This window comes from Pantoea sp. CFCC18177, assembly GCF_059412425.1.
Genome location: NZ_JBNBPL010000001.1, coordinates 265518 through 287790, shown reverse-complemented (window position 1 = coordinate 287790; position 22273 = coordinate 265518). Strand labels below are relative to the sequence as shown.

The window sequence follows — 22273 nt, the reverse complement described above, 5'->3', positions numbered from 1 at the left end:
CTACATTAAGCGCGTTTTTTTAAACACACATTTTCCGGAGCTCACTTTGAATCCTGTGCTACTTGATTTTTCCGGCTATATTAAATTTTTTGTCGGTCTGTTTGCCTTGGTCAATCCCGTGGGCATCATCCCGGTGTTCATCAGCATGACCAGCTATCAAGCCGCTGCTGAGCGAAATAAAACCAACTTCACGGCGAATCTGGCTGTGGCGATCATTCTCTGGACGTCACTGTTCCTGGGGGATGCAATCCTGCATCTGTTTGGTATCTCTATCGACTCATTCCGTATTGCTGGTGGCATTCTGGTAGTGACCATTGCGATGTCGATGATCAGTGGCAAGCTGGGCGAGGACAAGCAGAACAAGCAGGAGAAGTCAGAGACGGCGATACGTGAGAGCATTGGTGTGGTTCCATTAGCGTTACCCTTGATGGCGGGGCCCGGTGCTATCAGCTCTACTATCGTTTGGAGCACGCGCTATCACAGTTGGCCGAATTTGATCGGTTTTACCATTGCCATTGCCATTTTTGCATTTTGTTGTTGGTTGCTGTTCCGTGCAGCGCCATTAATGGTGCGCGTGTTAGGGCAAACCGGCATTAACGTTATTACCCGTATAATGGGTTTGCTATTGATGGCGTTGGGAATTGAATTTGTGGTCACCGGAATGAAAGCCATTTTCCCAGGCTTGCTCAATTAAAGGAAAGGTTATTTTTCTTCAATAACCCTGCCTTGATCCATATTGGTGCAATCTGTGAATTATTTGCACCAATAGGGTGAAAATATTCATCTCGCTTAATAGAGCCTCTCCAGCATCACTTTTGCTACTATTACTTCTCTCACCGCCACTTTTATCACTTATCTTTGTGATAATTGTCACAGTGTTTTTTTCTTTAACGCCTGTTTTTCACGAAATTTATATAAGGCTTTAATCGCCATAATCAATTTATTGTGTCGTTAAAGATTGCTAATACAGATGAATTTCGATTTTGTACTCTTGAAAATTGCCCTTGTACAAAACTCCCGCAAAAAATGCATTTTACTTATAAATATCATTAAGTTATTTGATTTTTTAGTGTAAAAATTAACACTTTTACTGTGGGCATGTCCGTGATAAAAGAGAATCAGCTAACATTTTTGCTGTTTGGCTTTGGCGTGCGGGCATTTGTTCTGATAATTTTCGGCACATCGCAAATTTTTTATCCGCTGGTGTCAAATGAGTACGCTTCTTGCTTACTCGCTAGCGGGTTAATGTTTTAAGGTTGATATTTGTTGATGAAAAGCATGGCAGCGAAAAAAGCGGCGCCTTCTCTCCTGGCGCTCTGCTTGTCGGGGATAATTGCACACAGTCAGGCAGCAGAAGTTTCAGCGGGCGTGCCATTGGCAGAAACACAGCGCATTGTGATTAACAATGGCAGCGAAGTCGCCTCGTTAGATCCGCAAAAAACCGAAGGTGTGCCCGAGTCCAATGTGATTCGAAATTTACTGGAAGGATTGGTAGAGACGGATAATAACGGGCAAATTGTTCCGGGTGTGGCCTCTTCCTGGCGCAACGATCATGGCCGTATCTGGACGTTTACTTTGCGTGACAATGCTCAGTGGAGCAACGGCGAGCCTGTGACTGCGCAAGATTTCGTTTACAGCTGGCAGCGCCTGGCCGACCCGAAAACGGCATCACCTTATGCCAGTTACCTGCAAGCCGCCCATATCGCCAATATTGATTCTATTCTGGCCGGTCAAGCCTCTCCCACTGAACTGGGCGTCAAGGCGCTGGATGACCATCATCTTCAGGTCACTCTCTCAGAACCCGTTCCCTATTTTATCGACATGCTGGCCCACACCGCGATGAAGCCGGTGTACCGTACTGCCATTGAGAAATGGGGTGAGCAGTGGACTCAGCCTCAACACTATGTAGGGAATGGTGCCTATACGCTGGCTGATTGGGTGGTCAATGAGAAAATCGTTCTCAAGCGTAATCCACGTTACTGGGACAACCCTCACACGGTAATTGATGAGGGCATATTACTGCCGCTCACGTCTGAAAATAGCGATATTAATCGCTACCGCAGTGGCGGCTCGGATATGACCAATAGCGTTGTGCCACCAGACTTGTTTAAGAAATTACAGCAAGATCTGGGTGAGCAGGTAAAAGTCAGCCCACTGCTTTGCACCTTCTATTACGAAATCAACAATAAAAAAGCGCCGTTCACTGATGCCCGTGTGAGAACCGCACTCAAGCTAACCCTCGACCGTGACATCATCGCCGACAAAATCATGGGGCAGGGGCAGATCCCAGCATATGTCCTGACGCCGCCGTTCACGCACGGGATCACGCCTGAGGCGCCAGCATGGTCGAAGCAGAAGCAAGCGGAGCGCAATGCCAGTGCGAAGCAATTGCTGGCTGAAGCGGGATTCACGCCGCAGCACCCACTGCAATTCACGCTGTTGTATAACACTTCGGAGCAGAATAAACGGCAGGCGATTGCCGCGGCTTCGATGTGGCAGAAAAACCTCGGCGCCAAGGTCACGTTACAGAATCAGGAGTGGAAAACGCTGCTGGAAACGCGCCGCCAGGCACAGTACGACGTGGTGCGCGCAACCTGGTGTTCGGATTACAACGAACCCTCCACATTCCTCAATATGCTGTTGAGTGGGTCATCGATCAATACCGCGTTTTATCATAGCGATACGTTTGACAGATTGATGGCGCAAACCCTGACCGTAACCGATGACGCTCAGCGTGCGGCCTTGTATCAGCAAGCTGAAGCCCAGTTGGATAAAGATTCCGCCATCATTCCGGTTTATTACCGGGTGAGCGTGCGTCTGGTGAAGCCTTGGGTAGGGGGTTACACCGGTAAAGATCCGCAGGATATGCTGGCATTGAAATACTATTACATAAAGAAACATTGAGTAATGAGCCGATCCGGCGCTACAGTCGGGCGGCACGTTACTGAAGTAAACCCTGAAGGGTGGTAGTGATCTCTGTTCAGACAGGCAGAGATCTCCCGGAAACGGGGTACGCTGGGCGGTTGACCGACCCGGTGACGATAATAAAACTGGAGCGTAATAATGAACAACATCACGAAAAAAAGCCTGATTGCCGCTGGCGTTCTTGCAGCAATCGGCGCGCTGGCAGGGAATGCCGCGCTGGCAGCGACAGTACCAGCAGGCGTTGAATTGGCAGCAAAACAGGAACTGGTACGGGGCAATGGTGACGAAGTTCAGTCACTGGACCCGCATAAAATTGAAGGTGTGCCGGAAGATAACATCGCCCGTGACCTGTACGAAGGTCTGATCATCAGCGACAGCGATGGCAAGCCGATTCCGGGCGTGGCGGAAAGCTGGGAAAACAAAGATTTCAAAGTCTGGACTTTCCACCTGCGTAAGAACGCCAAATGGTCTAACGGTGAGCCTGTCACCGCACAAGATTTCGTGTACAGCTGGCAGCGTCTGGTCGATCCGAAAACGGCCTCTCCTTACGCCAGCTATCCGCAGTACGGCCATATCGAGAACGTTGACGACATCATCGCGGGTAAAAAACCTGTCACTGATTTGGGCGTGAAAGCGCTCGACGATCACACTCTGCAAGTGACCCTGAGTGAGCCAGTCCCTTACTTCTATAAGCTGCTGATCAACTCAGTGATGTCTCCAGTGTATAAGCCTGCTATTGATAAGTTTGGCGACCAGTGGACGCAGCCACAGAACTGGGTGGGCAACGGCGCATTTAAGCTGGAATCTCACGTAATTAACGAGCGCGTGACCATCGTGCGTAACCCAGAGTACTGGGACAACGCGCATACTGTGCTGAACAAAGTGACCTTCCTGCCAATCAACTCCGAAGTCAGTGACGTCAACCGCTACTTCTCTGAGAACGGCAGCGACATCACCTATAACAACATGCCGATTGAGCTGTTCAAAAAGCTGCAGCGTGACAACGGCAAAGAGTTGATGGTGAAGCCATACCTCTGCACCTATTACTATGAAATCAACAACCAGAAAGCGCCGTTCACCGATCCACGCGTGCGTACCGCACTGAAACTGGGTCTGGATCGTGACATCATGGTTAACAAGGTACTGGCGCAAGGCCAACTGCCTGCTTACAGCTTCACGCCTCCGGCTACCGATGGCATGGAACTGTTGCCACCAGACTGGTTCAAGTGGGATCAGAACAAGCGTAATGAAGAAGCGAAGAAACTGCTGGCCGAAGCGGGTTATACCGCAGATAAGCCACTGACCTTCAACCTGCTGTACAACACCTCCGATCTGCACAAGAAGTTAGCCATTGCCGCCTCTTCTATCTGGAAGAAAAACATTGGCGTGAACATCAAGCTGGAAAACCAGGAGTGGAAGACCTTCCTGGACACCCGTCATCAGGGCAACTTCGATGTGTCCCGTGCCGCCTGGTGCGCAGACTATAACGAACCGACGTCGTTCCTGAACATCATGCTGTCTGACAGCAGCAGTAACACCTCACATTATAAGAGCGCAGACTTCGATAAAGTGATCCACGATGCGGTGAAAGCGGTAGACGATAAAGCCCGTGTTGCGGATTACCAGAAAGCTGAGCAGATCCTGGATAAAGACAGCACCATCGTGCCTGTTTACTACTACGTGAACGCGCGTCTGGTGAAACCGTATGTGGGTGGTTACACCGGCAACGATCCGCTGGATAAAACCCTCGATAAAAACCTGTATATCATTAAACATTAATAGCACTCAGGCTATCGACAGTGGCGGTGCTGCGGCACCGCCTTTTTGACTTTGTGAAGCAACAGCCTGGTAGGTACGGCAATGTTAAAATTCATCCTGCGTCGGCTTCTGGAAGCGATCCCGACGCTCTTTATCTTGATCACCATCTCCTTCTTTATGATGCGACTGGCACCCGGCAGTCCGTTTACCGGCGAGCGTACGCTGTCGCCTGAAGTGATGGCGAATATCGAAGCCAAATATCATCTCAACGATCCCATCGGTAAGCAGTATGTCAGTTATCTGGTACAGCTGGCACATGGCGATTTTGGCCCATCGTTTAAATACAAAGACTACTCAGTCAACTATTTGGTCGGCCATGCCTTCCCGGTTTCAGCCAAACTGGGCCTGGCCGCGTTTTTCCTGGCGGTGGTGCTGGGGGTAACCGCTGGCGTGATTGCCGCGCTCAAGCAGAATAGCCTGTGGGACTATGCGGTGATGGGGGTGGCCATGACGGGCGTGGTGATACCCAGCTTTGTCGTCGCGCCGTTGCTGGTGTTGGTCTTCGCCATCACCCTGCGCTGGTTGCCCGGCGGCGGCTGGAACGGCGGTCAGTGGAATTATATGTTGTTGCCGATGGTGGCATTGTCACTGGCCTACATCGCCAGCATCGCGCGTATTACGCGTGGCTCGATGATTGAAGTGATGCACTCTAACTTTATCCGCACCGCGCGCGCCAAAGGGCTGCCGCTGCGTCGTATTGTTTTACGCCACGCCCTCAAGCCCGCCATGCTCCCTGTGCTCTCCTATATGGGACCGGCATTTGTCGGCATCATCACCGGTTCGATGGTGATCGAATCCATTTACGGTCTGCCGGGCATTGGCCAGCTGTTCGTTAACGGCGCGTTAAACCGTGACTACTCGCTGGTGATGAGTCTGACCATTTTGGTCGGTGTGCTGACCATTCTGTTTAATGCGATCGTTGATGTGCTGTACGCCGTGATCGATCCAAAAATCCGTTACTGATGGTGGAGTTCGCCCATGATGTTAAGTAAGAAAAACAGCGAAGCTCTGGATGCCTTCAGTGAAAAACTGGAAGTCGAAGGGCGCAGCCTGTGGCAGGATGCGCGTCGTCGCTTCATCCATAACCGCGCCGCGCTGATCAGTTTGCTGGTGCTGTTAGTGATCACACTGTTTGTGGTCTTTGCACCGGTATTGTCACAGTTCAAATATGATGACACCGACTGGGGCATGATGTCCGCTGCTCCGGATACGGTATCTGGCCATTGGTTTGGCACGGATTCTTCAGGACGCGATCTGCTGGTGCGTGTGGCGATTGGCGGACGTATCTCACTCATGGTCGGGATTGCCTCAGCCCTGATCGCGGTGCTGGTCGGCACGCTTTACGGCTCGCTGGCGGGTTATCTCGGTGGCAAGATCGACTCCGTGATGATGCGTATCCTGGAGATCCTCAACTCCTTCCCGTTTATGTTCTTCGTGATCCTGCTGGTGACCTTCTTTGGCCGTAATATCCTGCTGATTTTCGTCGCCATCGGCATGGTGTCGTGGCTGGATATGGCGCGTATTGTGCGCGGACAAACACTGGGCCTGAAGCGCAAAGAGTTTATTGAAGCGGCGCAAGTGGGTGGCGTTTCCACCTTCAACATTGTACTGCGTCATATTGTGCCGAACGTGTTAGGCGTGGTGGTGGTATATGCCTCGCTGCTGGTACCGAGCATGATTCTGTTTGAATCCTTCCTCAGCTTCCTGGGGTTGGGTACGCAAGAACCCCTGAGCAGTTGGGGCGCGCTACTGAGTGATGGCGCCAACTCCATGGAAGTATCGCCATGGTTGCTGATGTTCCCGGCGGGTTTCCTCGTGGTTACGCTGTTCTGTTTTAACTTTATCGGCGATGGCCTGCGTGATGCCCTCGACCCGAAAGATCGTTAAGGAGTTTCCCGATGACTATTCATGAATTTCAGCCAGCCATGGCTGCGCGTGCGGGAAACAGTAACCTGTTGCTGGACGTCAAAGACCTGCGCGTGACCTTTGGCACGCACGATGGTGATGTGACCGCAGTCAACGATCTTAACTTCTCACTGCGCGCAGGGGAAACCCTGGGCATTGTCGGTGAGTCAGGTTCGGGTAAATCGCAAACCGCGTTTGCTTTGATGGGCTTACTGGCGAAAAACGGCCGTATTGGCGGCTCGGCAAAGTTCAACGGCGAAGAGATCCTTAACCTGCCGGAGAACAAACTGAACAAACTGCGTGCCGAGCAGATTGCGATGATTTTCCAGGATCCGATGACCTCGCTTAACCCGTATATGCGCGTGGGCGAGCAGTTGATGGAAGTGCTCAAACTGCATAAAGGCATGAACAGTGCACAGGCGTTTGAAGAGTCAGTACGCATGCTGGATGCGGTAAAAATGCCGGAAGCGCGTAAACGCATGAAGATGTTCCCGCATGAGTTTTCTGGCGGTATGCGTCAGCGCGTGATGATCGCCATGGCGTTGCTGTGCCGTCCTAAGTTGCTGATTGCGGATGAGCCCACGACGGCGCTGGATGTGACGGTGCAGGCGCAGATCATGACATTACTGAACGAGCTGAAACGCGAATTCAATACTGCCATCATCATGATCACCCACGACCTCGGTGTGGTTGCTGGCATCTGTGACAAAGTGCTGGTGATGTACGCCGGTCGGACCATGGAATACGGTCGCGCGCGCGATGTGTTCTATCAACCAGCGCATCCTTATTCCATCGGCCTGCTGAGCGCCGTGCCGCGTCTGGATGCGGAAGAAGGGGAGTCACTGACCACCATTCCTGGCAACCCGCCGAACCTGCTGCGCTTGCCGCAGGGCTGCCCGTTCCAGCCGCGCTGTGCCTATGCTATGGACGTATGCGCGAAATCGCCGCCGCTGGAACCTTTTGCTGAAGGTCGACTGCGTGCCTGCTTCAAACCGGTGGAGGAATTGGTATGAGCACCATCATCGAAGAGAAGAAAGTCTTACTGGAAATTGCCGATCTTAAGGTGCATTTTGAGATTAAAGACGGCAAGCAGTGGTTCTGGCAGCCAGCTAAAACCCTTAAAGCGGTGGATGGCGTTAGCCTGCGTCTTTACGAGGGTGAAACCCTGGGCGTGGTGGGTGAGTCGGGCTGCGGTAAATCGACGCTGGCACGTGCCATTATCGGTCTGGTGAAAGCTACTGACGGTCGTGTAGCCTGGCTGGGGCGCGATTTACTGGGGCAAAGTCAGGATGAGTGGCGTCAGGCGCGCAGCGATATCCAGATGATCTTCCAGGACCCGCTGGCCTCGTTAAACCCACGCATGACCATCGGTGACATCATCGCGGAACCGCTGCGCACTTATTATCCGAAGATGCCTAAACAGGAAGTGAAGGATAAGGTGAAGAATATGATGATGAAGGTGGGTCTGTTGCCTAACCTCATCAACCGTTATCCGCATGAGTTTTCCGGTGGACAGTGTCAGCGTATTGGTATTGCGCGTGCACTGATCCTGGAGCCTAAACTGATTATCTGTGATGAGCCAGTATCGGCGCTGGATGTGTCGATTCAGGCGCAGGTGGTTAACCTGCTGCAAAAGTTGCAGCGTGAGATGGGATTATCACTGATCTTCATCGCGCACGACCTGGCGGTGGTGAAGCACATCTCCGATCGCGTGTTGGTGATGTATCTTGGCCATGCGGTGGAGCTGGGCACGTACGACTCGGTGTACAATAACCCGCAACATCCGTATACCCGTGCGCTGATGTCGGCGGTGCCGATCCCAGATCCCGATCTGGAGAAGAATAAGCAGATCCAGTTGCTGGAAGGGGAGTTGCCTTCGCCCATCAATCCACCGTCGGGCTGCGTGTTCCGCACGCGTTGTCCGATTGCCGGGCCGGAATGTGCCAAAACGCGTCCGTTGCTGGAGGGCAGTTTCCGCCATGCGGTATCCTGTTTGAAGGTCGATCCGCTTTAAGCTGGAAATAAAAACGCCGGGCAGATGCCCGGCGTTATTTTATCTTTGGCTGCAGATCATTCACGCCACAGAATGTGGCACAGCTTGTGGTCTTTCTCGCGGCACAGCAACACGCGGGCAAACACATCCGTAATCGGTTCACCGTCTGCTTCACCCAAACCAATCACCACTTCCGCGAAGAAATCTGGGTTGAGATCGAAATCGACATGTTCCTGCCAGTCTTCCGCGGGATCAAACAGCTCTGCGCCGCCGCGTTCTTCAAACTGCAGATTGAACAGAATGATGTCAGCGGGATCAAGATTATCGCCAGCCAGCTCGAGAAAAATGTCGTAAGCCTGTTCCAGCGTTTCATCTTCGGTAAGGCGATTATTTAAATCCATAGTCATTCCTGCTTGCCTGAGGCGGTAATATTTTCGCTCGTTTTACAGTAAAGGACTAAAGAAGTAAAACAGTCGTTCAACGATCCGCTGCCACCACGCACGTTTCGCCCAGCGCGCACCCTCCAGCAAGCGTGAACGGGCGATGTAATCATCCTGGACGGTAGCCAAATCGCTGCCAAAGCCATCATCATCGACCACAAGAGTGATTTCAAAATTGAGCCACAGGCTGCGCATATCGAGATTAACGGTCCCGACCAGACTGAGCTGGCCATCGACCAGCACGCTCTTGGTATGCAGTAAACCATCTTCGAACTGGTAAATTTTCACGCCCGCTTCGAGCAGTTCAGTGAAGAAGGCGCGGCTGGCCCATCCGACTAACAAGGAGTCGTTGTGGCGAGGCACCACAATGCTGACTTCAACCCCTCGCAGCGCAGCGGTGCAAATGGCATGCAGCAGGTCGTCGCTCGGCACGAAGTAGGGCGTGGTCATAATCAGCTGTTCACGCGCGGAATAGACCGCTGTCAGCAACGCCTGATGAATCATGTCTTCAGGGAAACCGGGGCCAGAAGCGATAACCTGAATGATATGACCGCTTTCCTGCTCAAACGGCATGATGTTGGCATCAGGAGCCGGGGGGAGAATGCGCTTGCCGGTTTCGATCTCCCAGTCACAGGCGTAAACAATCCCCATGGTGGTGGCGACAGGGCCCTCCATGCGGGCCATTAGATCAATCCACTGGCCCACGCCCGCATCCTGTTTAAAGAAGCGCGGGTCGACCAGATTCATGCTACCGGTGTAGGCGATGTAGTTATCGATCAATACCACTTTGCGATGTTGACGTAAGTCCATACGACGCAAGAAGACGCGCAGCAAGCTGACTTGTAAGGCTTCAACAACATCAATGCCTGCATTACGCATCATGTTGGCCCACGGACTGCGGAAGAACGCCACACTGCCTGCGGAATCCAGCATCAGGCGACAATGTACCCCACGACGCGAGGCGGCCATCAATGATTCGGCCACCTCATCTGCCAGGCCACCTGGTTGCCAGATATAAAACACCATCTCGATATTATGACGTGCCAGCTGGATGTCGCGGATTAGGGCGTGCATTACGTCATCTGAACTGGTCAGGAGTTGCAGCTGGTTGCCTTTTACGCCCGCAATGCCTTGCCGATGGCGGCACAGATCAAACAGCGAGCGTGCAACATCACTGTGCTCTGTGGCAAAGATATGGCGACATTGTTTGAGGTCGTTAAGCCATTTGGCGGTGGAAGGCCACATGGTGCGAGCGCGTTCCGCACGGCGTTTACCGAGGTGTAACTCACCAAAAGACAGATACGCGATGATACCCACCAGCGGCAGAATGTAGATGATCAGCAACCAGGCCATTGCAGAGGTCACGGCACGGCGTTTCATCAGAATACGCAGTGTGACACCCGCAATCAGCAACCAGTAGCCAAACAGCAGCAACCAACTGAGAAGGGTATAAAATGTGGTCATTAAGTGGACATCCCGTTCGCGCTTTGATGAGCAAAGTTTACGTGCTGATCCGCACTAGTGAAACCTTTAATCGTGAATGACAGTTCAATGAAGCTTTCGATTTGGCATTTTCAATCAAATCTTTATAATGCCCGGCGAGTTTAGCCTGTCTGAGAGGATGTGATGAAACGAAGCAGAAATGAAGTGGCACGCTGGAGAATGTTACGTCAGGTACACCGCCGTCGTGCTCGCTGGCTGGAAGGGCAGTCACGTCGCTACAAACGTATCCATACCATCCGTCATCAGGTGGCGCAGGAACATCGCCGCTCTATTCTGTTCATCAACCAGAATATGTGAAAGGCTTACGCGGCCATTAAGCGCCGCGTAACACCAGGGATACGTTAACAATCTGTAGAGCTGCGGCCAGCACCACCAGCATCACGATGTGCTGTCTTGCCTGGCGCCAACCCTGTCGACGCCAGACCCACACTGCTCTGCCAATCAGCGCAAACACGGCGATCAACAGTAAAACCGACTGCCACATCTTTTAGAATACGCGTTTGAACGGTTTCACCGCTACTTTCTCGTACACGCCAGCGGCAATGTAAGGGTCGTCATTGGCCCAGGATTGCGCCGTTTCCAGAGACGAAAACTCAGCAATAATCACTGAACCGGTAAAACCAGCAGGGCCGGGATCGTTGCTGTCGACAGCAGGCAAGGGGCCAGCAGCGATCAGACGACCTTCATCCTGCAGTAACTGCAAGCGCGCGAGATGCGCAGGGCGTACGGAGTTGCGTTTTTCCAGTGAATCTGCGGTATCTTCCGCATAAATGACGTAAAGCACGATGGGGTACTCCCGTTAGACTTGCCGAAATTGCGAGACACGTTAAGTGATCGTTAATCAGAGTGCAAATGAAAGATAATGACACTGGCTCAGAGCGCCATTTGGGTTAAAAAAAGACTTTCTGGTCATCGGTTGCACATCGCTTATTGAAACTGATTGCTATTTGCATTTAAAATCTGCCCTTCACTCAATGAATATGACTGATATGACGACGTTGACTACGCCTCTTCCTGCTCGTACCCCCGTGGCTATGATTTTATCCGTGGTTCTTCACGGTTCGGTTATCGCGGGCATTCTCTATGCATCGTTTCATCAGACCATTGAGGTTCCGAAAGCATCCCAGCCGATCAGCGTGACCATGGTGGCACCCGAAGTGCAGCCGGAGCCCGCACCGGCCGTGGTCACTCCGCCACCACCGGAGCCTGAGCCGGAACCTGAAGTCGCGCCAGAACCGCCGAAAGTGGAACCGGTGCCGATTCCCAAGCCTGAGCCGAAGCCAAAACCTAAACCGAAACCAAAGGTAGAGAAGAAGGTCGAGCCGAAGCCGCGCAAAGAAGTGAAACCGCAGGAGAATCCGGTCAAGCAGGATATTCCGACGACGCAGACGCGTCCGACCACAGCGCCGAAAGCCAACCCTGCGCCGACACAAACGGTCTCTGACGGCCCGAAAGCGATGAATGTCAGTAAGCCTGCCTATCCGGCCCGCGCATTCGCACTGCGCGTTGAAGGCCGCGTGCGCGTTCAATTTGATGTAGACAGTGATGGGCGCGTCGATAATGTGGAAATTCTCTCAGCCGAGCCGCGCAACATGTTCGAGCGTGAAGTGAAGCAAGCGATGAAGAAGTGGCGTTATCAGCCGGGTCGACCAGGTAAAGGATTGACGATGAATATCGTGTTCCGTATCAACGGCGGCGCAAACATCGAATAATGTCGCAAGCGGACGAAGAAAAAAGCGGTCAATGACCGCTTTTTTAATGGCATTTATTCAGCGAGGTTCGCTTTTTCCGACGGTAATGGTCGCGATTTACCTGAGTGATCAACCGCGACGTACACGAATACCGCTTCGGTGGCACAGTAGGTTTGACCAATCGGTTCAGACGACACTTTTTTGATCCACACTTCGACGTTGATGGTCATCGAACTGTTGCCGGTGCGGATGCAGCGGGCATAGCAGCTCACAACATCTCCCACAGCCACCGGCTTCAGGAACGACATCCCATCAACACGAACGGTCACCACACGGCCTTCTGCAATCTCCTTGGCCATGATGGCACCGCCCATATCCATCTGTGACATCAACCAGCCGCCAAAGATATCGCCATTGGCATTGGTATCCGCTGGCATCGCCAGGGTGCGCGACACCATCTCGCCTTGCGGCAATTTATGTTTTTCGTCCATTGCTCAATTCTTCTGCAGGTGAAGAGAAGCCCGACAGTGTCGGGCAGGATGGCTTATTTTTGTTCTTGTTGCGGCATCTGTCGCCAGATGTACACGCCGCTTAACAGAGTAAACAGTAGGGTCAGGCCGGTCAGACCGAACACTTTAAAGTTAACCCAAAACTCTTGTGATAACCAAAATGCTACGTAGATATTTACCACACCGCAGGCGAGGAAAAAGATCGCCCATGCCACATTCAGCCGACGCCACACTGCGCCTGGCAGCTGGAGCTCTTTACCCAGCATGGTTTGAATCAGCGGCTGCTTCATAAACCACTGGCTATACAGCAATGCCAGCGCGAACAGGGAGTAGATCACGGTGACTTTCCATTTGATGAATTCATCGTTGTGGAACACCAGCGTCAACGTACCGAAAACAGCCACCAGCACAAAGGTGAAGATGGTCATTTTTTCCAGCTTACGGTACAGCACCCAGCTCACGACCAAGGCAAGGCCAGTGGCAACGATCAATGCACCAGAGGCGACAAAGATGTCGTACAGCTTGTAGAAGATAAAGAAAACCACCAAGGGAAGAAAATCGAGTAACTGCTTCATAGTGTTTCCAGTGAGGACGGGATCGTTCAGCTAAGGCGCTCCGGGGAGCGCCAGAGTGGTTAACGTAACAACATATACAGTCGATACAAATAAATAATCAGAATGGCTGACACCAGGTTACCCAGCGCATTCATCACCACCGAAGCGATATTGACCGGCAATACGGTGAGTGACGAGACCAGGAACATCAACACAATTTTAGCCAATAACCACAACACGATGGCGGGGGCGATGACTTTCATGTTTTTCCACGCCAGCTTCATGCTGGCGCGCATGGCACCAATCACACCCATTTTCTCACTCACCAGCATGACTGGCGCCAGTGAGAGCAAAATGGCCAAAATCACGCCCGGCACCATGAGTACCATAAAGCCGATTTGCACCAGCAACGTAATGAGGAAGGTCTGCAGCAGCAGCTTCGGCAGCAGGGGGGCTGAGGCGCCAATGGCACGCAGGGCGCTGACACGCTGGCCGTTAGAGACCAACGGGATCAGGCACAACATGCCACCGAGCAGCAGGGTATTGCCAATCAAGGCGGCAAAGGTGCCAGCAGCCGAAGCGCGTAGCAGGATGCGCTGTTGATCCGGCGACATATTCTGCACCAGCTCAAACAGTGAGGTTGCGCTGTCATCGGCCTGGCTGAGCAGCGATAACTGATCTTCACCTGGCGTTAATGCATGACCGACGATCACCGTAATAAATGACGTCAGCAATGCCATCAGCACAATAGTAACCAGCTGATGGCGCAGAAAATTTCCTGTGTCACGGTATAACGAGCTTGCCGTGATAGACATGTACTCTCCTTGATGGAACCGGGTTAATTAACCTGGCGATTGTACATGTTCTACAGGCTGGCTGGCACCCGCAAACCCATAACTTTCTGTCATTACAGGTAAAGAAGGGTGAAAAAGTCGGGAAAGCCCTGAATGCACCTGCATGGGAAACGGCGGTATCAGGCGGCATTTTCAGGTTTTTTAATTCTCGCGCAAAGCCAAAATTGATCTGAATCAATTCATTGTTTTTTAAGTGATTAATTTGAATTGATACAGATGATCTTTTACTGAAAAAGGGTTAGATCTTGTGCCGCAACCCCATTAAGACCCTACTTTTCGGCAAAGGAGTGAAAATGAAACTGGCAAAATGCGCGCTGCTGATGGCACTGGCGATTCCTCAACTGGCACTGGCTCATGAAGCGGGTGATTTCTTTATGCGCGCCGGTAGCGCGACCGTCCGTCCAACCGAAGGCTCTGATAATGTGCTGGGTATGGGCGGCTTTAACGTCAGCAACGATACACAGCTTGGCTTAACCTTCACCTACATGGCGACAGACAACATCGGCGTAGAGCTGCTGGCTGCTACACCGTTCCGCCATAAGGTGGGATTAGGGGCAACCGGTAACCTGGCGACCGTGCGTCAGTTGCCGCCTACGCTGATGGCACAGTATTACTTCTTTGACAGTAAAAGCCAGGTGCGTCCTTACGTGGGCGTGGGTATCAACTACACCACCTTCTACGATGCCAAATTCAATCAGACCGGCCAGGATGCAGGCTTAAGCGACTTAAGCGTTAAAGACTCATGGGGTATCGCCGGTCAGGTGGGGATGGATTATCAAATCAACCGCGACTGGATGCTGAACGCCTCACTGTGGTACATGGATATTGATACCGAGGTGAAGTTCAAAGCCAATGGTGAGCAGCAGAACATCAATACGCGTATCGATCCGTGGGTGTTCTTCTTTGGTGTCGGTTACCGCTTCTAACCTGTGTCAGAAGCAAAACGGGCGACCCAAGGGCCGCCCGTGTTTTCATCACTTAACGGTTACTTAATCTGCATATTGTTGACGACAGATTTCACCCCTTGCACGCTGCGGGTCACCGTCACTGCACGGTTCGCCATCTGCGGTGAGCTAACAAAACCACTCAACTGCACTTTGCCCTTAAAGGTTTCGACGTTGATCTCTGTCGATTTCAGGGAATCGTCATTCAGCAACTGGGCTTTGACTTTGGTGGTAATCACCGTGTCATCAATGTAACCCCCGGTCCCTTCCTGTGTAGCGGTTGGCGCACAAGCGCTGAGTGTCAGCGCCATAACTGCAGCCATCAAAAATCCTGCAACGACTTTGAAAAAATTCATTGGTTATCTCCCTGTCTTAGATGGTGTTTCACCGCAACGAGACGGTGCAATTAATTGTGGTCTGACCTGGACGAATCAGCAAATCGCGGAGTGTGAAAAAGTTTAAAAAACGTAACGAAGGGGGAGTGTGGAGAAAGGCCTCATCTGCGAATGCTGACAAGGCCTATAAAGCTTAGCGAGTGCCGGCTTTCAGATTGCTGACAAAGGCTTTCAGTTCTGCAAGCAGCGTCGTAGGATCGTTCTGGTTGCGTTCGATGATTTTGACGATAGCAGAACCGGAAATCGCACCCGCTGCGCCTGCGGCAATCGCTTCTTTGACCTGGCTCGCTTCTGAGATACCAAAGCCCTGCAACGGCGGGGCTGCATGGTATTCGCTCAATTTCGCGATCAGGTGATGCAGTGGCTGGCTGGCGCGATTCTCAGCCCCTGTTACACCAGCACGTGACAGCAGGTAAGTGTAACCACGGCCGTGTGAGGCAATCTCACGCAGCAAGTCATCATCCGCGTTTGGCGGGCAGATGAAGATCGGTGCGACGTTATGACGTATCGCCGCCTGACGGAACGGGGCGGACTCTTCGATCGGTACATCGGCAACTAAAACAGAATCGACGCCCACTGCTTCACATTGCGCATAGAAGTTGTCGATGCCTTTGCTAAACACCAGGTTGGCATACATCAGCAAACCAATCGGTAGCTCAGGGTATTTCTGGCGTACAGCGGCCAGAATCTCGAAGCATTGCGCGACGGTGGTGCCAGAGGCGAATGCACGTAAGGTCGCGCTTTGAATGGTAGGGCCGTCAGCCAACGGGTCGGAGAACGGAATACCCAGTTCTAACGCATCTGCACCGCCTTCAACCAAGGTATCAATAATTTTCAGCGACAATTCCGGAGAGGGATCACCGATCGTGACGAAAGGTACAAATGCCCCTTCTTTCTTCGCCGACAGGCGTTGAAACAGCTGATTATAACGCTCCATCAGATCTCTCCCTTAGCTTTCAAAATATCGTGAACGGTGAAGATGTCTTTGTCGCCGCGGCCAGACAGGTTAACCACCAGCAACTGCTCTTTTTCTGGGTTTTCGCGGATCATTTTCAGGGCGTGTGCCAGTGCGTGTGAGGACTCCAGCGCGGGAATGATCCCTTCAGCGCGGCACAGTTCTTTAAAAGCAGACAGCGCTTCGTCATCGGTAATCGACACGTACTCAGCACGACCAATGCTGTTCAGATGTGCGTGCTGCGGCCCCACTGAAGGGAAATCAAGACCAGCAGAAATCGAATAAGACTCCTCAATCTGTCCCTCTTCCGTTTGCATCATCGGGGCTTTCATTCCGAAGTAGATGCCCACGCGACCGTGTTTCAATGGCGCACCGTGCTCACCGGTTTCGATACCGTGACCTGCCGGTTCAACGCCGATCAAGCCAACGCTGGTTTCATCGATAAAGTCGGCAAACATACCGATAGCATTTGAACCGCCGCCGACACAGGCCAGCACGGCGTCAGGTAAACGTCCTTCGCGCTCAAGAATCTGTGCTTTGGTTTCCTCACCAATCATGCGTTGGAATTCACGTACGATGGTTGGGAAGGGGTGCGGACCTGCCGCCGTGCCAAGCATGTAGTGCGCCGTTTCATAACTGCCAGACCAGTCACGCAGTGCTTCGTTACAGGCATCTTTCAGCGTCGCGGAGCCACTGTGCACCGGGATCACTTCCGCACCCATCAGGCGCATACGGAACACGTTCGGTGACTGGCGCTCAACGTCTTTTGCACCCATATAAATACGGCACTTCATGCCCAGCAGGGCGCACGCCAGTGCAGAAGCGACACCGTGCTGGCCAGCGCCCGTCTCAGCAATGATCTCATTCTTGCCCATACGCTTAGCGAGCAGCGCCTGACCCAATACCTGGTTGGTCTTGTGCGCACCGCCGTGCAGTAAGTCTTCTCGCTTGAGGTAGAGGCGGGTTTTGGTGCCTTTGGTCAGGTTACTGCACAAGGTCAGTGCGGTCGGACGACCGGCATAGTTTTTCAGCAGGTCGGTGAATTCCGCCTGGAACTCAGGATCGCGCTGGGCTTCCACAAATGCATTTTCTAACTGACGCAGAGCTGGCATCAGAATTTGCGGAACATATTGACCGCCAAACTCGCCAAAATAGGGATTCAATAACGTGGTCATCTTTTCATCTTCCTTATTCGGTCCGCGCAAAGGCGGACTCGCGAAATTAATAGGCGCGCAGCGTGCGGAATACCGCCGCGACTTTACTGGCATCTTTGATGCCTGGCGCGGATTCCACGCCGGAGTTGAAGTCCAGACCGGCGCAGCCGAGTTGTGCGGCTTCAACGCAGTTGTCGGCACTTAACCCACCTGCCAGCAGCACATTGCTCAGGTCTTCACCCTGCAGCAATGACCAGTCAAAACGCTGTCCTGTACCGCCTTGGCCATTATCAAACACGTAACGGTCAACGTGCGGCCAATCGCGTGCTGGAAGGCTGTTGCTGATGCTCAGCGCCTTCCAAATTTTCACCTCTTCAGGCAGTGCGCTGCGCAACTCTGCGACAAACGCTTGATCTTCATCACCGTGAAGTTGCACGGCAGCAAGATGCAGTGACGTCGCCTGAGAGACAATGTCACTGATGCTGTTATTGCGGAATACGCCAACGTACTTCAGGGGCGCAGCCGCAATCAGAGTTTGTGCTTGTGTGGTAGTGACTTTGCGCGGCGAACCTTCAGCAAAGATCACGCCACCATAGATGGCACCGGCTTCGTGCGCACTGCGCGCATCTTCAGGGCGGGTCAGACCGCACACTTTGTTGTCACCCATCAGAACACGGCGTACGCCAGCGTTCAGATCGGCTTCTTCCATCAGTGCAGAACCAATCAAGAAGCCGTTGGCGAAGTGGGTCAGCTCACGCACCTGGGCGTAGTTGTGAATACCGGACTCGCTGATCACCGTCACACCGTGGCCCAAGCGCGGTGCCAGTTGGCGGGTGCGATTCAGGTCGATAGACAAATCACGCAGATCGCGGTTATTGATGCCCACCACTTTCGCTTCCAGCCCAATAGCGCGCTCCAGCTCTTCTTCATTACTCACTTCTGTCAGCACGCCCATCTTCAGGCTGTGGGCGACGGCCGCGAGTTGCTGATACTGCTCATCATCCAGCACCGACAGCATCAGTAGGATGGCGTCAGCCTGATAATGGCGAGCGAGGTAAATCTGGTAAGGATCGATGATAAAGTCTTTGCACAGCACCGGTTGCGTAATCGCCGCACTGACAATCGGCAGGAACTCAAAGTCGCCCTGGAAATATTTTTCATCCGTTAACACAGAAACGGCGGAGGCATAATGGCGATACACGCCGGCAATGGTTGCAGGATCAAAATCTTCGCGAATCAGACCCTTTGACGGAGACGCCTTTTTGCATTCAAGGATGAATACTGTGCGTGTGCCGCGCAAGGCATCGTAAAAGTGACGTCCCGCCGGCTGCAAGCTGCTCTGGAAGGTGGCCAGCGGCTGCTGCGCCTTACGTGCTTCTACCCAAACGGCTTTGTCCTGAACAATTTTCTCTAAAACAGTGCCCTTAATGCTCATCTCATCCTCTCGCTGCCAGAGCAACAACGCGTTCGTAAGCCTGTCCGCTGCGAATTGCAGTGATGGCACGCTGCGCATTGTCACGCAAATCTTCATTTCCGAATACTTTCAGCAACATTGCGACGTTGACCGCAACGGCCTGCTCATGGGCCGGCTGGCCTTTACCCTGGAGTAAACGCGCCAGAATGTCACGGTTTTCTTCCGGCGTGCCGCCTGCCAGCGCTTCTTTATCATGGAAGCTGAAACCAAAGTCTTCCGGCGTTAGCTGATAACCGGTAATTTCACCGTCGCGCAGCTCAGCAACCTGCGTTGGGCTGTGCAGCGCCACTTCGTCCATGCCGCCACCATGTACCACGGCAGCACGCTGATATCCCAACACCTTAAGGGTTTGTGCAATCGGTAACACCAGCTCCGGGCTGTACACCCCAATCACCGCCAGTGGTGGGCGAGCGGGGTTGATCAGCGGCCCCAACACATTGAACAGTGTGCGGGTTTTCAACTGCTGGCGAACCGGCATCGCGTGGCGGAAACCAGTGTGATACTGCGGTGCAAACAGGAAGCAAACGTTGAGGTCGTCCAGCGCCTTGCGTGCTTTCTCCGCGGGCATATCCAGGTCAATACCGAACGCCGCCAGCAAGTCGGAAGATCCGGATTTGCTGGAAACGCTGCGGTTGCCATGCTTAGCGACTTTCAAACCACAGGTGGCGGCGACAAAGGCACTGGCCGTTGAGATGTTAATGCTGTTGCTGCCGTCACCGCCGGTGCCGACGATATCCGCAAAGGTGTAGTCGGGACGCGGGAACGGTTTCGCGTCTTCTAACAGGGCCGTGGCCGCACCGGCGATCTCTTCCGGACGCTCGCCACGGACTTTCATGGCGATCAGCGCGGCGGCGAGTTGGGTCGGTTCAAGCTGGCCTTTAATAATGGCGCTGAACAACTGGTGGCTTTCAGCCTGGCTCAGGGTCTCTGCCTGATACAGTTTTTCCAGAATAGTTTGCATCATAATCTCCCTATTATTTCGCCAGCGCCCAGGCCAGCGTTTGCTCTAACAGACGCGCACCCTGGGTGGTGAGAATGGATTCGGGGTGGAACTGGAAGCCACATACACGGTCAGCATCGTGGCGCACGGCCATCACCATGCCGTTGTAGCTGGCGTTCACGGTTAATTCGGCAGGGGTGTTGCTGCCCACCAGCGAGTGGTAACGCGCAACAGGCAACGGATTGCTCAGGCCGGTGAACATCGCTTCGCCATCGTGATTAATCGAAGAGGCTTTACCGTGCAGGATCTCGCCTGCCTGGCCAACATGGCCGCCGTAAGCTTCGACAATCGCCTGATGGCCGAGGCAAATACCGATGATGGGTAGACGCCCGCGCAGCGCTTGTAGTAGCGCCGGCATGCAACCGGCATCCTTCGGTGCACCCGGGCCCGGCGACAGCATCAACACCGGATTCTCCATCTGCTGCAGGCGCTCAATCAGCACTTCAGCCGGTACGTTATTACGGTAGATCACCACGTTGTGGCCAAAGGTGCGCAGCTGATCAACGAGGTTGTAAGTAAAGGAGTCGATATTATCGAGCAGCAGGATGTCGGCCATCAGAAAATCTCCTTGCAATGATGGGCAGTGGCGATGGCACGCAATACCGCGCGCGCTTTATTGCGGCTTTCATCCGCTTCGGCTTGAGGTTGTGAGTCCAGCACCACGCCGGCACCAGCCTGCACGGTTGCTACACCGTCTTCCACCCACGCGGAGCGAATCACGATGCAGGTGTCGAGGTCGCCGTGGGCCGTGAAGTAACCCACTGCACCGCCGTAGCTGCCGCGACGCGTGCCTTCTTTCTCAGCGATCAATTGCATGGCGCGTACCTTAGGTGCACCGCTCAATGTGCCCATATTCATGCAGGCGCGGTAGGCGTGCAGGACATCAAGGTCGTTACGCAGCGAGCCGACGACACGAGAGACCAGATGCATCACAAACGAGTAGCGGTCTACTTTCGTCAGGTCGGCGACATAGCGGCTGCCCGGTACACAGATGCGCGCCAGATCGTTACGGGCGAGGTCCACCAGCATCAGGTGTTCAGCCATCTCTTTGTGGTCGGTGCGCATTTCCAGCTCGATACGGCTGTCGAGGTCACGATCCAGCGAGCCATCAGCATGACGTCCGCGTGGACGTGTGCCCGCAATCGGGTAGATCTCAATCTGACGCGAGGTGGCGTCATATTTCAGTGAGCTTTCGGGTGAAGCACCAAACAGCGCGAAATCCTGGTCCTGCATAAAGAACATGTATGGGCTGGGGTTGCTGTGCTTCAGCGTGTCATAAGCCGCCAGTGGTGAAGGGCACGGCAGTGAGAAGCGACGCGAAGGCACCACCTGGAAAATTTCACCGATGCGAATCGCTTCCTGCATCTCACGCACAACGCTGCAATACTCTTCGTCGCTTTGGTTCGTGCTCAGCGTCATGTGCTCAACGCGCTGCACCGGCAACGCGGTGGCAGGTTGCGCCATTTGACCACGCAGCTGCTCGATGCGGCTTTGCAGACGCTGGAATTCACTGGTTGAAGGGCTAAACAGGCTTGCCTGCAAGCGGGCGCTGCGCGTCTGGTGGTCAATCACCAGTAAAGTTTCGGCCAGATAGAAGCAGTAGTCTGGGCAGCTCTGTTCATTACGTAATGCAGGCAGGTCTTCGAAGCCCGCGACCAGGTCGTAAGCGAACAGACCACCCAGGAACATCGCTTCGCGTTCTTCAGCCGGGCTATTTACCAGCTGCGGAATCAGGCGGAGTGCATCAAACACTGACAACGCTTTCAGGCGCGAATCTTCATCATGCAAACCCTGCGGTTGCGGGAAGTGCAGCTCGCGTCCATCTGGGCGCGCTTCAATTCGCACGTCGGCTGGCAGTGCCTCATCCAGCAGCGGCAGGATGGCGCGACCGTTTTCGGACAGGGCTTGCAGCGTGACGATATTGCCCATTGCGCTGATGCGCAGGGCGCTGTCGACAATCAGCAAGCTTTTCAGATTCTGTTTGCTGTCGATATCGGCGGATTCGAGCAGCAACGTTGCTGGACGTGCGCCGCAAATTTGATGGAACACTGCGGCCGGATCTTCGCGGTAGGGCGCGGTACCGGTAATCAACTTCACTGTAGGTTTCGCATTAGCCATTATTGGATTCTCTGAATTTCGCTCAAAAAAAAGCCCGCTCG

22 protein-coding genes, 2 pseudogenes and 1 other annotated feature (1 of these 25 running past the window's edge) are annotated in these 22273 nt (G+C 53.3%); of the genes and pseudogenes, 10 read left to right on the top strand and 14 right to left on the bottom strand.

Going from position 1 to position 22273, the window contains the following annotated elements; translation table 11 throughout:
• The first annotated feature begins 46 nt into the window (after positions 1–46).
• The 7 genes from ACPUC8_RS01265 to oppF all read left to right on the top strand — a co-directional run bounded on the left by ACPUC8_RS01265 (position 47) and on the right by oppF (position 8662).
• The gene (locus tag ACPUC8_RS01265) at positions 47–694 is read left to right on the top strand and encodes a YchE family NAAT transporter (protein WP_039334607.1); all 648 of its coding nucleotides are present in this window, start codon (positions 47–49) and stop codon (positions 692–694) included.
• Between the two features lie 575 nt (positions 695–1269).
• On the top strand, positions 1270–2904 hold the full coding sequence (locus ACPUC8_RS01260) for an ABC transporter substrate-binding protein (RefSeq protein ID WP_494925470.1): 1635 nt from the start codon (positions 1270–1272) through the stop codon (positions 2902–2904).
• Between the two features lie 159 nt (positions 2905–3063).
• Entirely contained in the window at positions 3064–4704 is a 1641-nt protein-coding gene (gene oppA / locus ACPUC8_RS01255) for an oligopeptide ABC transporter substrate-binding protein OppA (protein WP_039334610.1), read from the top strand.
• Between the two features lie 81 nt (positions 4705–4785).
• Entirely contained in the window at positions 4786–5706 is a 921-nt protein-coding gene (oppB, locus tag ACPUC8_RS01250; protein ID WP_039334612.1) for an oligopeptide ABC transporter permease OppB, read from the top strand.
• 15 nt (positions 5707–5721) lie between these two features.
• Positions 5722–6630: an oligopeptide ABC transporter permease OppC gene (gene oppC, locus ACPUC8_RS01245; protein WP_039334614.1), complete on the top strand. Its 909-nt coding sequence runs from the start codon at positions 5722–5724 to the stop codon at positions 6628–6630.
• Between the two features lie 11 nt (positions 6631–6641).
• Positions 6642–7661 carry an ABC transporter ATP-binding protein gene (locus ACPUC8_RS01240; protein ID WP_039334616.1) on the top strand — a complete coding sequence of 340 codons (1020 nt, stop codon included), beginning with the start codon at positions 6642–6644 and terminating at the stop codon, positions 7659–7661.
• Positions 7658–8662, top strand: coding sequence for a murein tripeptide/oligopeptide ABC transporter ATP binding protein OppF (gene oppF, locus ACPUC8_RS01235; protein ID WP_058969947.1), 1005 nt, complete (start codon positions 7658–7660; stop codon positions 8660–8662). The genes ACPUC8_RS01240 and oppF overlap by 4 nt, the downstream gene beginning before the upstream one ends.
• A 56-nt stretch (positions 8663–8718) precedes the next feature.
• On the opposite strand, the gene ACPUC8_RS01230 is transcribed toward oppF, so the two are convergent.
• Complete coding sequence (locus tag ACPUC8_RS01230) at positions 8719–9048, bottom strand: HI1450 family dsDNA-mimic protein (protein WP_196761379.1); 330 nt, start codon at positions 9046–9048, stop codon at positions 8719–8721.
• Between the two features lie 36 nt (positions 9049–9084).
• Positions 9085–10545: a cardiolipin synthase gene (gene cls, locus ACPUC8_RS01225; protein WP_494925469.1), complete on the bottom strand. Its 1461-nt coding sequence runs from the start codon at positions 10543–10545 to the stop codon at positions 9085–9087.
• Between the two features lie 162 nt (positions 10546–10707).
• On the opposite strand from cls, the gene ACPUC8_RS01220 reads away from it, so the two are divergent.
• Positions 10708–10881 carry a YciY family protein gene (locus tag ACPUC8_RS01220; RefSeq protein ID WP_153011410.1) on the top strand — a complete coding sequence of 58 codons (174 nt, stop codon included), beginning with the start codon at positions 10708–10710 and terminating at the stop codon, positions 10879–10881.
• Between the two features lie 16 nt (positions 10882–10897).
• Here ACPUC8_RS01220 and ACPUC8_RS01215 read toward each other — a convergent pair whose 3' ends face one another.
• Positions 10898–11068, bottom strand: a complete 171-nt coding sequence (locus ACPUC8_RS01215; RefSeq protein ID WP_167347660.1) for a hypothetical protein — start codon at positions 11066–11068, stop codon at positions 10898–10900.
• A 3-nt stretch (positions 11069–11071) separates the two neighbouring features.
• Complete coding sequence (locus ACPUC8_RS01210) at positions 11072–11368, bottom strand: YciI family protein (protein ID WP_039334626.1); 297 nt, start codon at positions 11366–11368, stop codon at positions 11072–11074.
• Positions 11369–11573: 205 nt separating this feature from the next.
• On the opposite strand from ACPUC8_RS01210, the gene tonB reads away from it, so the two are divergent.
• Positions 11574–12296 carry a TonB system transport protein TonB gene (gene tonB / locus ACPUC8_RS01205; protein WP_197063358.1) on the top strand — a complete coding sequence of 241 codons (723 nt, stop codon included), beginning with the start codon at positions 11574–11576 and terminating at the stop codon, positions 12294–12296.
• A 53-nt stretch (positions 12297–12349) separates the two neighbouring features.
• Here the strand turns inward: tonB and yciA are convergent, their stop codons facing one another.
• From yciA to ACPUC8_RS01185, 4 genes and pseudogenes are all read right to left on the bottom strand, one after another.
• The gene (gene yciA, locus ACPUC8_RS01200; protein ID WP_039334631.1) at positions 12350–12766 is read right to left on the bottom strand and encodes an acyl-CoA thioester hydrolase YciA; all 417 of its coding nucleotides are present in this window, start codon (positions 12764–12766) and stop codon (positions 12350–12352) included.
• A 53-nt stretch (positions 12767–12819) separates the two neighbouring features.
• Positions 12820–13359, bottom strand: coding sequence for a septation protein A (locus ACPUC8_RS01195; RefSeq protein WP_039334633.1), 540 nt, complete (start codon positions 13357–13359; stop codon positions 12820–12822).
• Positions 13360–13418: 59 nt separating this feature from the next.
• Positions 13419–14153: a YciC family protein gene (locus tag ACPUC8_RS01190; RefSeq protein ID WP_039334634.1), complete on the bottom strand. Its 735-nt coding sequence runs from the start codon at positions 14151–14153 to the stop codon at positions 13419–13421.
• Positions 14154–14180: 27 nt separating this feature from the next.
• A pseudogene (locus ACPUC8_RS01185) lies at positions 14181–14282 on the bottom strand (YkgJ family cysteine cluster protein); the annotation flags it as partial.
• 203 nt (positions 14283–14485) lie between these two features.
• On the opposite strand from ACPUC8_RS01185, the gene ompW reads away from it, so the two are divergent.
• A complete protein-coding gene (gene ompW / locus ACPUC8_RS01180; RefSeq protein ID WP_494925468.1) occupies positions 14486–15118 on the top strand; it encodes an outer membrane protein OmpW in 633 nt (210 codons plus the stop codon).
• A 59-nt stretch (positions 15119–15177) separates the two neighbouring features.
• Here the strand turns inward: ompW and ACPUC8_RS01175 are convergent, their stop codons facing one another.
• The 6 genes and pseudogenes from ACPUC8_RS01175 to ACPUC8_RS01150 all read right to left on the bottom strand — a co-directional run bounded on the left by ACPUC8_RS01175 (position 15178) and on the right by ACPUC8_RS01150 (position 22232).
• Positions 15178–15492 carry a BON domain-containing protein gene (locus ACPUC8_RS01175; RefSeq protein WP_039334640.1) on the bottom strand — a complete coding sequence of 105 codons (315 nt, stop codon included), beginning with the start codon at positions 15490–15492 and terminating at the stop codon, positions 15178–15180.
• A 172-nt stretch (positions 15493–15664) separates the two neighbouring features.
• Positions 15665–16468, bottom strand: a complete 804-nt coding sequence (gene trpA, locus ACPUC8_RS01170) for a tryptophan synthase subunit alpha (protein WP_494925467.1) — start codon at positions 16466–16468, stop codon at positions 15665–15667.
• Positions 16468–17661 carry a tryptophan synthase subunit beta gene (gene trpB, locus ACPUC8_RS01165; protein ID WP_039334646.1) on the bottom strand — a complete coding sequence of 398 codons (1194 nt, stop codon included), beginning with the start codon at positions 17659–17661 and terminating at the stop codon, positions 16468–16470. Before trpB ends, trpA begins: the two co-directional genes overlap by 1 nt.
• Before the next feature lie 46 nt (positions 17662–17707).
• Positions 17708–19075, bottom strand: coding sequence for a bifunctional indole-3-glycerol-phosphate synthase TrpC/phosphoribosylanthranilate isomerase TrpF (gene trpCF / locus ACPUC8_RS01160; RefSeq protein ID WP_494925466.1), 1368 nt, complete (start codon positions 19073–19075; stop codon positions 17708–17710).
• Position 19076: 1 nt separating this feature from the next.
• Positions 19077–20670: pseudogene (trpD, locus tag ACPUC8_RS01155) on the bottom strand (bifunctional anthranilate synthase glutamate amidotransferase component TrpG/anthranilate phosphoribosyltransferase TrpD).
• Positions 20670–22232, bottom strand: coding sequence for an anthranilate synthase component 1 (locus tag ACPUC8_RS01150; RefSeq protein WP_494925465.1), 1563 nt, complete (start codon positions 22230–22232; stop codon positions 20670–20672). Before ACPUC8_RS01150 ends, trpD begins: the two are co-directional and overlap by 1 nt.
• 24 nt (positions 22233–22256) lie before the next feature.
• Positions 22257–22273 (bottom strand) — a sequence feature (Trp leader region); it runs 88 nt beyond the window's last position.